The sequence below is a fragment of the Comamonas aquatica genome (genome assembly GCF_018064205.1).
Taxonomy (GTDB): domain Bacteria; phylum Pseudomonadota; class Gammaproteobacteria; order Burkholderiales; family Burkholderiaceae_C; genus Comamonas; species Comamonas aquatica.
Genome location: NZ_CP072916.1, coordinates 2,070,182 through 2,083,167 on the forward strand (window position 1 = coordinate 2,070,182; position 12,986 = coordinate 2,083,167).

A 12,986-nucleotide genomic window follows, 5' to 3' on the forward strand; every position below is an offset into this window, starting at 1 on the left:
CAAAACAGAGACAGGCAAACCCCAATATCTGACTTGGTTGCACCTTCCTAGAATCGCGCCACTTCACAAACAACGTGCACAGGTTCTTCCAGGGAGCAACACGGATATGGCCACCACCACCATCGGCATCAAAGTTGACGAATTGATGCGAGACCGGCTCAAAGCGGCAGCCCAGCAATTGGGTTGCACCCCACATTGGCTGCACAAGCAGGCGCTGCACAGCTACCTGGAGGCCATTGAGCTGGGCAAGCCCCTGCCGGAGTTGCAATACCTGGGTAGCACCCAGCCCGGCGGCGAGTTGCTGGAGCCCGAGGCCCTGGCCGATGCCAGCCAGCCCTATGCGCCGTTCTACGCCCTGGCCCAGGACGTCCAGCCGCAAAGCGTGCTGCGCGCGGCCATCACCGCCGCCTACCGCCGCCCCGAGACCGAGTGCATCCCCCTGCTGCTGGCCCCCGCCACCAGCACCAACCCCACGGGCGTGGCCCAGTTGGCCACCCGCCTGGTGCAGGCCCTGCGCGACAAGCGCCAGAAGAAGACCAGCGGCGTCGAGGCCCTGGTGCAGGAATACTCGCTGTCCAGCCAGGAAGGCGTGGCACTGATGTGCCTGGCCGAGGCCCTGCTGCGCATCCCCGACCGCGCCACGCGCGATGCCCTGATCCGCGACAAGGTCAGCAAGGGCGACTGGAAGTCGCACACCGACTCGCCCTCTGTGTTCGTCAATGCCGCCACCTGGGGGCTGATGATCACCGGCAAGCTGGTGGCCGTGCACAGCGAGCAAAAGCTCAGCTCGGCCCTGACCCGCCTGATCGCACGCGGTGGCGAGCCGCTGATCCGCCAGGGCGTGAACACCGCCATGCGCATGATGGGCGAGCAGTTCGTCACCGGCCAGACCATCGCCGCCGCGCTGGCCAACAGCCGCAAGCTGGAGGACAAGGGCTTTCGCTACTCCTACGACATGCTGGGCGAGGCTGCCACCACCGAGGAAGACGCGCTGCGCTACCTGCAGTCGTACGAGCAGGCCATCCACGCCATCGGCCAGGCCTCGCAAGGGCGCGGCATCTACGAAGGCCCGGGCATCTCCATCAAGCTGTCGGCCCTGCACCCCCGCTACAGCCGCGCCCAGCGCGAACGCGTGATGCAGGAGCTGTACCCGCGCCTGCTGAAGCTGGCCGAACTGGCCCGCCAGTACGACATCGGCCTGAACATCGACGCCGAGGAAGCCGACCGCCTGGAAATCTCGCTGGACCTGCTGGAGCAGCTGTGCTTCGCGCCCTCGCTGGCCGGCTGGAACGGCATCGGTTTCGTGGTCCAGGCCTACCAGCGCCGCGCTTTCTTCGTGCTGGACTGGATCATTGACCTGGCCCGCCGCAGCAAGCACCGCCTGATGGTGCGCCTGGTCAAGGGCGCCTACTGGGACAGTGAAATCAAGCGCGCCCAGGTGGACGGGCTGGAAGACTACCCCGTCTACACCCGCAAGCTGCACACCGACGTGTCCTACCTGGCCTGCGCGCGCAAGCTGCTGGGCGCCCCCGAAGCCATCTTCCCGCAGTTCGCCACGCACAACGCCCACACCCTGGCCAGCATCTACCACATGGCGGGCAACAACTACTACCGCGGCCAATATGAATTCCAGTGCCTGCACGGCATGGGCGAAGGGCTGTACGAGGAAGTGGTGGGCGACATCGCCCAGGGCAAGCTGGCACGCCCCTGCCGCATCTACGCCCCCGTGGGCACGCACGAGACACTGCTCGCCTACCTGGTGCGCCGCCTGCTGGAAAACGGCGCCAACAGCTCCTTCGTGCATCAGATCGGGGATGAGACGGTTGACATCGCCCAGCTGGTGACCGACCCCGTGGCAGCCGCCCAGGCCCTGTCACCCCTGGGCCGCCCGCACGACCGCATTCCCGCCCCGGCCCAGCTGTATGCGGCCCAGGGCCGCAGCAACTCCTCCGGCCTGGACCTGAGCAACGAACAGCGCCTGGCCTCCCTGTCGGCTGCCCTGCTCAGCAGCAGCGCGCCCTGGCGGGCGGAACCCGCCCACGCGGCCCATCTGCCGGCGCAGCCCGTCAGCAACCCGGCCCACGCCGGCGATGTGCTGGGGGAAGTGCGCATGGCGGGCGCTGCGGAAGTGGCCCACACCATGGCCCAAGCCCAGCATGCGGCCCCCATCTGGCAGGCCACACCGGTGCAGGCGCGCGCCGAGGCCCTGCTGCGTGCGGCCGACCTGATGCAGGCCCAGCTGCAGCCGCTGATGGGCCTGCTGTGCCGCGAAGCCGGCAAGACCTTGCCCAACGCCATCTCCGAGGTGCGCGAAGCCATCGACTTCCTGCGCTACTACGCCCAGCAGGCCACGCAGCACCTGAACAATGGCAGCCACCGCCCCCTGGGCGTGGTGGTCTGCATCAGCCCCTGGAATTTCCCGCTGGCCATCTTTGCCGGGCAGATTGCCGCGGCCCTGGCCGCCGGCAACGTGGTGATCGCCAAGCCGGCCGAGCAGACCAACCTGATCGCCGCCCAGGCCGTGGCCCTGCTGCACCAGGCCGGCATTCCCGAGAATGCGCTGCAGTTGCTGCCCGGCGATGGTGAAACCGTGGGCGAAGCCCTGGTCGCCCACCCGTGCACCGATGCCGTGGTGTTCACCGGCTCGCACCCTGTGGCACAGCACATCCACCGCCGCCTGTCGCAGCGCCTGGGCAGCCACGGCAAGCCCGTGCCGCTGATCGCGGAAACAGGGGGCATCAACGCCATGGTGGTGGATTCCTCGGCCCTGTCCGAGCAGGTGGTGGGCGATGTGCTGATGTCGGCCTACGACTCGGCCGGCCAGCGCTGCTCGGCCCTGCGCCTGCTGTGCCTGCAGGAAGACAGCGCCGACCACGTGCTGCGCATGCTGCGCGGCGCCATGCAGGAATTGCGCGTGGGCAACCCCGACCAGCTGGCCACCGACGTCGGCCCGGTGATCGATGCCCAGGCCCGGGCGGACATCGAGGCCTACATCGAACAGATGCGCGGTCAGGGCCACACCGTCACGCGCCTGGAGCTGCCTGCCGAATGCCGCCACGGCCACTTCGTGGCGCCCACGCTGATCGAAGTCAGCCGCGTCCAGGACCTGAGCCGCGAAGTCTTCGGCCCCGTGCTGCACGTGCTGCGCTATGCCCGCAAGGACATGGATGCCCTGCTGCAGGACATCAACAGCCTGGGCTTTGGCCTGACCTTCGGCGTGCACACGCGCCTGGATGAAACCGTGGCCCATGTGTCCGAGCGCATCCATGCCGGCAACATCTACGTCAACCGCAACATCGTGGGCGCTGTCGTGGGCGTGCAGCCCTTCGGCGGCGAAGGCCTGTCGGGCACCGGCCCCAAGGCGGGCGGCCCGCTCTACCTGTTCCGCCTGCTGGCCCAGGCCCCGGCGCTGGAGCAACTGCCGGTGCAGACCGCACGCGGCCCCCAAACCCTGAACGTGGCGGCCGGCCAGCAGGTACTGCTGGATGGCCCCACGGGCGAGACCGACCAGTACCTGCTGCAAGCACGTGGCGCCATCTGGTGCCTGCCGCTGACCGTCGACGGGCTGCAGGCCCAATGGCAGGCCTGCCAGGCCACGGGCAACACCCTGCTGCTGCAGGACACACCCGCCCTGCGCGCCCTGGTCGTCCAATGGCAGCAGGCCCAGCCGGCGGCACAAGCCGCGGCCCTGCACTGGGCGGATGCAGCACAGATTGCACAATCGCCCCTGCAGGCGGCGCTGGCCGAAAGCGACACCGATGCGCTGCTGCCGCTGCAGCAGCAACTCAGCGCCCGCAGCGGTCCGCTGCTGCTGGTGCAGGGCCTGACCACCGAAGAGATCCGCAGCGGTGAGCGCTACCGCCAGGAACGCTTATTGCGTGAGATCAGCATCAGCACCAACACCACAGCCGCTGGCGGCAACGCCAGTTTGATGATGGTGGGTTAAGCCCGCATTCCCCTGGGCCCACAGCCTTCCTACAGTCCTCTTTTTCACCCACCCACCAAGGAGCAACGCAGCATGACATCTTCTCCATCCTTCAAGACCGTGGCCAGCACCATGGCCCTGGCCTGCGCTTTCGGCGGCTTGATGAGCGCCGCCCACGCAGACACCACCGTGCGACTGGGCTTCGCCGCTCCGCTGACCGGCCCCCAGGCCCATTACGGCGAAGACATGCGCAACGGCCTGTTGCTGGCGCTGGAAGAAGCCAACGCCAAGGGCATCAAGCTGGACGGCGACAAGGCCAAGTTCGTGCTGGTCTCCAAGGACGACCAGGCCGACCCCCGCACCGCCGTGCAGGTGGCGCAGCAGATTGCCGACGACAAGGTGCAAGGCATGCTGGGCCACTTCAACTCGGGCACGACCATCCCAGCATCCCGCGTGTACAACGAAGCCGGCATCCCCCAGATCGCCATGGCCACGTCGCCCGAGTACACCCTGCAGGGCTATGACAACACCTTCCGCATGATGACCAGCGACACCCAGCAAGGTGCGGCCGTGGGCGTCTTCATGGTGAAGGACCTGAACGCCAAGAAAGTGGCGATCATCGACGACCGTACCGCCTACGGCCAAGGCCTGGCCGACCAGGTGATCCAGGCCGTCAAGCGTGCCGGCGGCACCGTGGTGGCGCGTGAGTACACCACCGACAAGGCCAGCGACTTCACCGCCATCCTGACCAGCATCAAGGCCAAGGGCGCCGACGCCATCTTCTTCGGCGGCCTGGACGCACAGTCGGGCCCGATGCGCCGCCAGATGGCAACCCTGGGGCTGAAGCAGCCCCTGGTGTCTGGCGAAATGACCCGCAGCGACACCTTCCTGAAGCTGGCCGGTGAAGCCGGCAATGGCACCTACGCCTCGCTGGCCGGCGTGCCCCTGAAGACCATGGCCCAGGGCGAGAAGTTCGCCGCGGCCTACAAGGCCCGCTTCAAGGCCGATCCCGGCGTCTACGCCCCCTATGCGTACGACGGTGCCTGGAACATGATCACCGCCATGGAACAGGCTGGCTCCGCCAAGGCGGCCAAGTACCTGCCCAAGCTGGCAGGCCTGAAGCGCAGCGGCGCCACCAGCGCCAACATCGCCTACGACAAGAATGGCGACCTGAACGAAGTGGCCGTGACCATCTACACCGTCAAGGGCGGCAAGTGGGAAGAGGTCAAGACCATCGTTGATTCGGCCAAGTAAGCGCCAAGGGCGCTGCCACCCCGTGTGGGTGGCAGCGCCCTCCCGCCAAGCAGCCCCGCTGCTGACCTCGGTCTTGCCCCGCGGCAAGGCCATTTTTTCCGACTGACCACGCCCAAGGCGCGCCTGTCATGGATATTTTTCTGCAACAAATCATCAACGGCCTGACGGCGGGCAGCGTGTATGCGCTGGTCGCGTTGGGCTACACCATGGTCTACGGCATCATCGGCCTGATCAACTTCGCCCATGGCGACGTGGTCATGGTCGGCGCCATGATCGCCACCAGCGTCGTGCTGTCACTGGTCGGCCACTATGGTGACGTCTCTGTGTTCGTGGCCGTGGGCGCTGCCCTGGTGGTGTCCATTCCCGTGTGCATGGCGCTGGGCTGGACGGCCGAGCGCATCGCCTACCGCCCACTGCGCCGCGCACCCCGCCTGGCCGCACTGATCACGGCGATCGGCGTGTCCATCATCATCCAGAACGTGGCCATGATGTTCTGGGGCCGCAACTACCTGAACTTCCCCCACATCATCGAGCCCAGCGTGCTGCAGCTCGGCGATGCGCGACTGAGCATGCTGCAGATCGCCATCATGCTGGGCTCGGCCCTGATCATGGTGGCCTTGCTGCTGCTGGTGCACAAGACCCGCCTGGGCATGGCCATGCGCGCCACGGCACAGAACCGTGAAGTCGCAGGCCTGATGGGCGTGAACATCAACACCGTCATCTCGGCCGCCTTCCTGATCGGCTCGGCCCTGGCCGCCATCGCCGGCGTGATGATCACCAGCTATTACGGCGTGGCGCAGTACACCATGGGCTTCATGCTGGGCCTCAAGGCCTTCACGGCCGCGGTGCTGGGCGGCATTGGCAACCTGGGCGGTGCCATGCTGGGCGGCCTACTGCTGGGCCTGATCGAGGCACTGGGCTCCGGCTATGTCGGCAGCCTGACCAATGGCGTGTTCGGCAGCCACTACCAGGACGTCTTCAGCTTCATCGTGCTGGTCGTGGTGCTGATCTTCCGTCCCTCGGGCCTCTTGGGCGAACGTTCGGGAGACCGCGCATGAACCACACACTTGCTGCTTCCAAAGACCGCACGCCGGTCAAAGTCTGGCTGGGGGCCTTCGCCATCGGAGCCGTGCTGCTGATGCTGCCCTTCCTGCTGGGCGCGACCGCCGGCCAGGGCTGGATCCGCATCCTGAACTTTGCCCTGTTGTACGTGATGCTGGCCCTGGGCCTGAACATCGTGGTGGGTTTTGCCGGCCTGCTCGACCTGGGCTACATCGCCTTCTATGCCGTGGGCGCGTATGCCTGGGCCCTGCTGGCCTCGCCCCACTTCGATTTGCACCTGCCCTTCTGGGTGGTCCTGCCGATCGGTGTGGCGCTGGCAGCGATGGCGGGCATTGCGCTGGGCTTTCCCGTGCTCAAGCTGCGCGGGGATTACCTGGCCATCGTGACGCTGGGCTTCGGTGAAATCATCCGCATCTTCATGAACAACCTGGATGCGCCGGTCAACATCACCAACGGCCCGCAAGGCATCAACCGCATCGACACCATCAAGGTGGGTGAATGGGCGCTGGGCCGCCCGGAGACCATCCTCGGGTTCCGCATCACCGGCCCCGAGAAGTACTACTACCTGCTGATGGCGCTGGTGATTCTGATCATCTTCGTGTGCATCCGCCTACAGAACTCGCGCGTCGGCCGCGCCTGGGAAGCCGTGCGCGAAGACGAAATCGCCGCCAAGGCGATGGGCATCAACACCCGCAACATCAAGCTCATGGCGTTTGGCATGGGTGCCAGCTTTGGCGGTGTGGCCGGCTGCCTGTTTGCCTCGATGCAGGGTTTTGTCAGTCCCGAGAGCTTCGGCCTGAGCGAATCCATCGCCATCTTGTGCATGGTGGTGCTGGGCGGCATGGGCCATGTGCCGGGCGTGGTCGCCGGCGCCCTGCTGCTGTCGATCTTTCCCGAAATCCTGCGCAATGTGGTGGTGCCGATTCAGCAGACCCTGTTTGGCGATGTGCTCGTGGATCCCGATGCGATCCGCATGCTGCTGTTCGGTATCGCGCTGGTGGCCGTGATGATTTTCCGCCCCGAAGGGCTGTGGCCCTCGCAGGTGCGCAAACGTGAACTCAACCGTGGCAAGGAGCAGAAAGCATGAGTGCAGTGCCACCCACTTCCAGCACAACCCCGCTAGAGCCCTTGCTCGTCGCCAAGGGGCTGAGCAAACGCTTTGGCGGCCTGCAGGCCCTCAAGGACGTGAGCTTCGAGATCCGTAAGGGTGAAATCTTCGGCCTGATCGGCCCGAACGGTGCCGGCAAGACCACGCTGTTCAACGTGATGACGGCGCTCTACATCCCGGAGTCGGGCAGTTGCCTGTTCAACGGCGTCGAGCTCACCCGCCTCAAGCCTTACCAGATTGCCGCGCAAGGCATGGCCCGCACCTTCCAGAACATCCGCCTGTTCGCCTCGCTCACGGCGCTGGAGAACGTGATGATCGGCCAGCACCTGCGCACCAAGGCCGGCCTGTGGGGCGCGGTCACGCGCAACCAGGCCACCCGCGCCGAAGAGGCACGCACGGAAGCGCGCGCCCTGGAGCTGCTGAACTACGTGGGAATTGGCCATGTGGCCAACGAAGTGGCGTCTTCGCTGTCGTACGGCGACCAACGCCGCCTGGAAATTGCCCGCGCCCTGGCCACCGGCCCCTCGCTGCTGGCACTGGACGAGCCTGCTGCCGGCATGAACCCGTCGGAAACCGTGGTGCTGCGCGCGCTGATCGAAAAGATCCGTGATGACGGCATCACCGTGCTGCTGATCGAGCACGACATGAAGCTGGTCATGAACATGTGCGACCGCGTGCTGGTGCTGGAATACGGCCAGGTCCTGTCCTATGGACAGCCCCACGACGTGCAGCACGATCCACGCGTGATCGAAGCCTACCTGGGCAAGGGCGCCGCACAGGATCCGCTGCTGCCCCCCCCAGCCACCCCACAGAACCCGCCCACCCATGACTGAAGCCACATCCCCGACCCCTTTGCTGGATGTGCGCGGCATTGATGTTGCCTACGGCGGCATCCGCGCCGTGCGCCAGCTGAATCTGCATGTCCACCCTGGCGAGCTGGTGGCCCTGATCGGCGCCAACGGCGCCGGCAAAAGCACCACGCTGCGCGCCATCTGCGGGCTAGTCCCGCTGGCGGCTGGCAGCATCCATTACCAGGGCCAAAGCCTGGCGGGCCAGCCCGTGCACAGCATGGTGCGCCAAGGCTTGGTCATGGTGCCCGAAGGGCGCGGCATCTTCCCGCAACTGACGATCGAAGAAAACCTGCACATGGGGGCCTACACCCGCACGGACAAGGACGGTGTGGCCCAGGACCTGGAAGGCGTCTTCACACGCTTTCCGCGCCTGGCCGAACGCCGCAAGCAAACAGCGGGTACCCTCTCGGGCGGCGAGCAGCAGATGCTGGCCATGGGCCGGGCCATCCTGTCCCAACCCAAGCTGCTGTTGCTGGACGAGCCGACCATGGGCCTGGCACCGATCATGGTGGACAAGATCTTCGAGGTGATTACCGACATTTCACAACGCGGCGTGACCATCTTGCTGATTGAGCAGAACGCCCGACTGGCCCTGGAAGTGAGCCAGCGCGGCTACGTGCTGGAGTCGGGGGAGCTCACACTGCAGGGCCCGGCGCACGATCTGCTGCACGACCCCAAGGTGCGCGCCGCCTACCTGGGCGAATAAGCACCCTCGACGGCGCGACCACAGGCTTCCCAAGGGAAGCCTGTTTTTCATTCACGGTCTTGTTGGTGGGGCCTTGGTCCGTCGCTCCAACCGCCACTGCCCCAGATTCAAAGCCTGGGCGCTTGCGGCGCTGGCGCAGCTGCCGTGTGGCGCAACTGCTGTTCCAGTTGGCCCACGTAGGCCGCCGTGCTGTTGTCGCTTTCCTGCGCACGGGCCTGCAGGTGGGCTTCCAGGGTGTCCATGCGGTCCATCAAGCGCCGCTCTTCCTCCTGGTGCAGGCTCTCTATCGCCGCCCGCAACTCCGTGAACCGCGAGGCTTCCGCCTTGTCGGCCAGCTCCCGCTGGGCGTGCATTTCCTTGGCGTGCGCGCGTGCCTCCAGCAACCAGGCCCCCTGCATTGCGATCACATACGCAATGAAGACGATAGCCATCAGGGCCGTCAAACCCACCAGGATCAAGCCCAAGGGGATGTCCACCGTGGTGAAGCCCAGGGATGTGGGCACCGTTTGTGCCAGGTACGGAAAGTTGAAGAAGCCCAGAAAGCCGATGATCAGAATGATCAAGGTCAGCAGTGCAATGCGAGATTTCATGGTGGTTACCTTTGCGCTGTTTTGCCTGTGTTTGTACCGCAACTGGTCGTACCCCTTCGCCAGCGTGCGGCACATTCAGGCACAGCCCTGCTCCTACACGCCGGCATAAAAAAAGCCACCCGAAGGTGGCTGGCAGGAGCGCAGCGGGCAGCAAGCCCGGACCCCATCAGTTGGTCTTGGCCAACTGCTCCAGGATAGCGGGGTTTTCCAGCGTGCTGGTGTCCTGGGTGATCGACTCGCCCTTGGCGATCGAGCGCAACAGTCGGCGCATGATCTTGCCGCTGCGGGTCTTGGGCAGGTTCTCGCCAAAGCGGATGTCCTTGGGCTTGGCAATCGGACCGATTTCCTTGGCCACCCAGTTGCGCAGCTCGTTGGCCAGGGCCTTGGCTTCTTCGCCGGTGGGCACGGGGCGCTTGAGCACCACGAAGGCGCAGATGGCTTCCCCGGTCAGATCGTCCGGACGGCCCACCACTGCGGCTTCAGCCACCAGATCGGTCTTGGCCACCAGGGCAGATTCGATTTCCATGGTCCCCATGCGGTGGCCGGAGACGTTCAGCACGTCGTCGATACGGCCGGTGATGCGGAAGTAGCCACGGTCTTCGCTGCGTACCGCGCCATCGCCGGCCAGGTAATAGCCCTTGAGTTCTTCGGGGAAGTAGCTCTTCTTGAAGCGCTCGGGGTCGCCCCAGATGTTGCGGATCATTGACGGCCAGGGCTTCTTCACCACCAGGATGCCGCCGGCACCGTTGGGCATGTCGTTGCCGGACTCATCAACGATGGCAGCGGTGATGCCGGGCAGCGGCAGCGTGCACGAGCCAGGCACCAGCGGCGTGGCACCGGGCAGTGGCGTGATCATGTGGCCGCCGTTTTCGGTCTGCCAGAAGGTGTCCACGATCGGGCAGCGCTCGCCACCGATGTGCTTGTAGTACCACATCCAGGCTTCGGGGTTGATGGGCTCGCCCACGCTGCCCAGGATGCGCAGCGACGACAGGTTCCAGTTCTTGGGGTGCACCTTCTCGTCGGACTCGGCGGCCTTGATCAGCGAACGGATGGCCGTAGGCGCGGTGTAGAACACCGTGCAGCCATGGCGCTCAATCATCTGCCAGAAGCGGCCGGCGTTCGGGAAGGTGGGCACGCCTTCGAACACGATCTGCGTGGCACCCGCCGCCAGCGGTCCATAGGCCACATAGGTATGTCCAGTGATCCAGCCGATGTCGGCCGTGCACCAGAACACATCGCTGTCCTTCATGTCGAAGGTCCAGTTCACCGTCTGGCGTGCCCACAACATGTAGCCACCCGTGGAATGCTGCACGCCCTTGGGCTTGCCGGTGGAGCCGCTGGTGTAGAGGATGAACAGCGGGTGCTCGGCCCCAACGGCCACAGGGGGACACTCGGTGCTTTGGCCATTCAGCAAGGCCGCGAAGGTGATGTCACGGCCCGCCACCATCTTGCAGGCCGTCGCCGTTCGCTCATACACCAGCACATGCTTGACGGCTTCGCAGCCGCCCATGGCCAGGGCTTCGTCCACAATCGCCTTGAGCGGCAGCTCTTTGCCACCACGCATCTGGAAGTTGGAGGTGATCACGGCCGACGCACCGACGTCCACAATCCGTTCCTGGACGGCCTTGGCCGAGAAGCCGCCGAACACCACGCTGTGCGTCGCACCGATGCGGGCACAGGCCTGCATGGCCACAACGCCTTCGATCGTCATGGGCATGTAGATCAGGACGCGGTCGCCCTTCTGGATGCCCAGGGACTTGAGTCCATTGGCGAATTGCGCCACGCGCTGCAGCAGTTCGCGGTAGGTGATCTTAGTGACCTGGCCGTCATCCGCCTCGAAAATGATGGCGGTCTTGTGCTCGACCGCAGTGCCCATGTGCTTGTCCAGGCAGTTCGCGCTGGCATTCAGTTCGCCATCGGCAAACCAGCGATAGAACGGTGGGTTGCTTTCGTCGAGCACCTGGGTGAAAGGTTTGCTCCACACCACGTTCTCGCGCGCCAGACGGGCCCAGTAGCCCTCGTAATCCTTTTGGGCCTCGGCACACAAGGCCTCATAGGCCGGCATGCCGGAGATACGGGCATTTTTTTGGACCGCCTCCGAAGGAGGAAACACGCGGTTTTCCACCAATACGGACTCGATCGCAGAGCTGGGTGCATTCATGGTTTTGTCTCCTTGCTATCTGGTGATTGTTGGGGCAAATGTCGGTTTCAGCACTTACATACCACTGACGCCCCCCAGTCGATTAGTCAAGCAAAAATAATGGCTTAGCTAGGGTTTCCCCTTGAAGTCAGCGCATACAATTCCTGCCCGGCGCCTTGGCGCCTTTTTTGCGTGTTTTCCTTCAACCACCCACCATCATGGCCTCCTTAGACCCTCATTCTGAGTCGCCTGTCTCCACCCCACCCAACTCGCCCATGCGCCCCCTGCCCAGTCTGATCTTTGCCAGCCGCTGGCTGCAATTGCCCCTGTACCTTGGACTGATCGCAGCCCAAGGCGTGTATGTCTGGCACTTCCTGGTGGAGTTGTGGCACCTGATTGAGGCCGCCTTTGGCAGCCAGACGGCGCTGCAGGCCCTGATCCACAACATCGGCTACAAGCCCGAGGCCCCGATGACGGGCCTGAATGAAACCATCATCATGCTGGTGGTCCTGGCCCTGATTGATGTGGTCATGATCTCCAACCTGCTGATCATGGTGATCGTTGGCGGCTACGAAACCTTTGTGAGCCGCCTGGGTCTGGACAGCCACCCGGACCAGCCGGAATGGTTGGACCATGTGAATGCCTCTGTGCTGAAAGTCAAGCTGGCCCTGTCCATCATCGGCATCAGCTCCATCCACCTGCTCAAGACCTTCATCAACGCCGGCAACTACGATGTCAAGGTGCTGATGTGGCAGACCATCATCCATGCGGTGTTCCTGCTCAGCGCTTTGGCGATTGCCTACACCGACAAGCTGATCCACAGCAACCACCACCCCAGCCACTGAGGCATTTCCCCCTCGATCCCGCCAAGCCCGGAGCCTCCACTCCGGGCTTTTTGCTTTTATCGGCTTTTGACACCGGCTCGCAGCCGCTTGCCACCAATTGCCAGCGGATATCGCCAAGGCTTTCGCCAAGGCATGTGAAAACTCTTGACATCCATATGCCGAATAGTTAGAATAAGCAGCTTATTAACAACCTGCCATGCAGGTAATCCGAATCTTGATGGCTCGGATTAACCCGGCAGTTGCCTGTTTCCGCAACGGTGCAACTGCCACAGCGCCGAACTTTCGGCCCTGATGCACGGACATGTTTGGATCATGTGGCGCGCCTGTTGGTGCGCGGCCTCTGCCCTCTCTTGCGGCCCTTGCGCACCTTTCAGCGTGCCATTCGGGCCCAGTCTAAAACCCTTCATGACGGCCAGGTTGCTGCAACCCGGCCCGTGCATCGGTCGGCATGACTTTCGGCTTCGCGTGTAGGCCGTCCAAGCCTCGCTTGTGACGCGGCTGCACT

The 12,986-nt window shown here is 64.6% G+C and carries 9 protein-coding genes; 7 read left to right on the forward strand and 2 right to left on the reverse strand.

What is annotated here, in order from left to right:
• The first annotated feature begins 106 nt into the window (after positions 1-106).
• From putA to KAQ61_RS09870, 6 genes are all read left to right on the forward strand, one after another.
• Positions 107-3,946 carry a trifunctional transcriptional regulator/proline dehydrogenase/L-glutamate gamma-semialdehyde dehydrogenase gene (putA, locus tag KAQ61_RS09845; protein ID WP_210929058.1) on the forward strand — a complete coding sequence of 1,280 codons (3,840 nt, stop codon included), beginning with the start codon at positions 107-109 and terminating at the stop codon, positions 3,944-3,946.
• Between the two features lie 111 nt (positions 3,947-4,057).
• Entirely contained in the window at positions 4,058-5,179 is a 1,122-nt protein-coding gene (locus KAQ61_RS09850) for a branched-chain amino acid ABC transporter substrate-binding protein (RefSeq protein ID WP_225890691.1), read from the forward strand.
• A 128-nt stretch (positions 5,180-5,307) separates the two neighbouring features.
• The gene (locus tag KAQ61_RS09855) at positions 5,308-6,237 is read left to right on the forward strand and encodes a branched-chain amino acid ABC transporter permease (RefSeq protein ID WP_183302949.1); all 930 of its coding nucleotides are present in this window, start codon (positions 5,308-5,310) and stop codon (positions 6,235-6,237) included.
• On the forward strand, positions 6,234-7,328 hold the full coding sequence (locus KAQ61_RS09860) for an ABC transporter permease subunit (protein ID WP_045267025.1): 1,095 nt from the start codon (positions 6,234-6,236) through the stop codon (positions 7,326-7,328). The genes KAQ61_RS09855 and KAQ61_RS09860 overlap by 4 nt, the downstream gene beginning before the upstream one ends.
• On the forward strand, positions 7,325-8,182 hold the full coding sequence (locus KAQ61_RS09865) for an ABC transporter ATP-binding protein (RefSeq protein ID WP_210929059.1): 858 nt from the start codon (positions 7,325-7,327) through the stop codon (positions 8,180-8,182). Before KAQ61_RS09860 ends, KAQ61_RS09865 begins: the two co-directional genes overlap by 4 nt.
• Entirely contained in the window at positions 8,175-8,906 is a 732-nt protein-coding gene (locus KAQ61_RS09870) for an ABC transporter ATP-binding protein (protein ID WP_210929060.1), read from the forward strand. Before KAQ61_RS09865 ends, KAQ61_RS09870 begins: the two co-directional genes overlap by 8 nt.
• A gap of 107 nt (positions 8,907-9,013) precedes the next feature.
• On the opposite strand, the gene KAQ61_RS09875 is transcribed toward KAQ61_RS09870, so the two are convergent.
• Together KAQ61_RS09875 and acs are read right to left on the reverse strand one after the other, a co-directional pair.
• Entirely contained in the window at positions 9,014-9,496 is a 483-nt protein-coding gene (locus tag KAQ61_RS09875) for a hypothetical protein (RefSeq protein ID WP_045267956.1), read from the reverse strand.
• Between the two features lie 166 nt (positions 9,497-9,662).
• Positions 9,663-11,657: an acetate--CoA ligase gene (gene acs, locus KAQ61_RS09880; protein WP_210929061.1), complete on the reverse strand. Its 1,995-nt coding sequence runs from the start codon at positions 11,655-11,657 to the stop codon at positions 9,663-9,665.
• A gap of 197 nt (positions 11,658-11,854) precedes the next feature.
• Here acs and KAQ61_RS09885 point away from each other — a divergent pair, with 197 nt between their 5' ends.
• Complete coding sequence (locus KAQ61_RS09885) at positions 11,855-12,481, forward strand: TIGR00645 family protein (protein WP_043387258.1); 627 nt, start codon at positions 11,855-11,857, stop codon at positions 12,479-12,481.
• Positions 12,482-12,986: the final 505 nt, after the last annotated feature.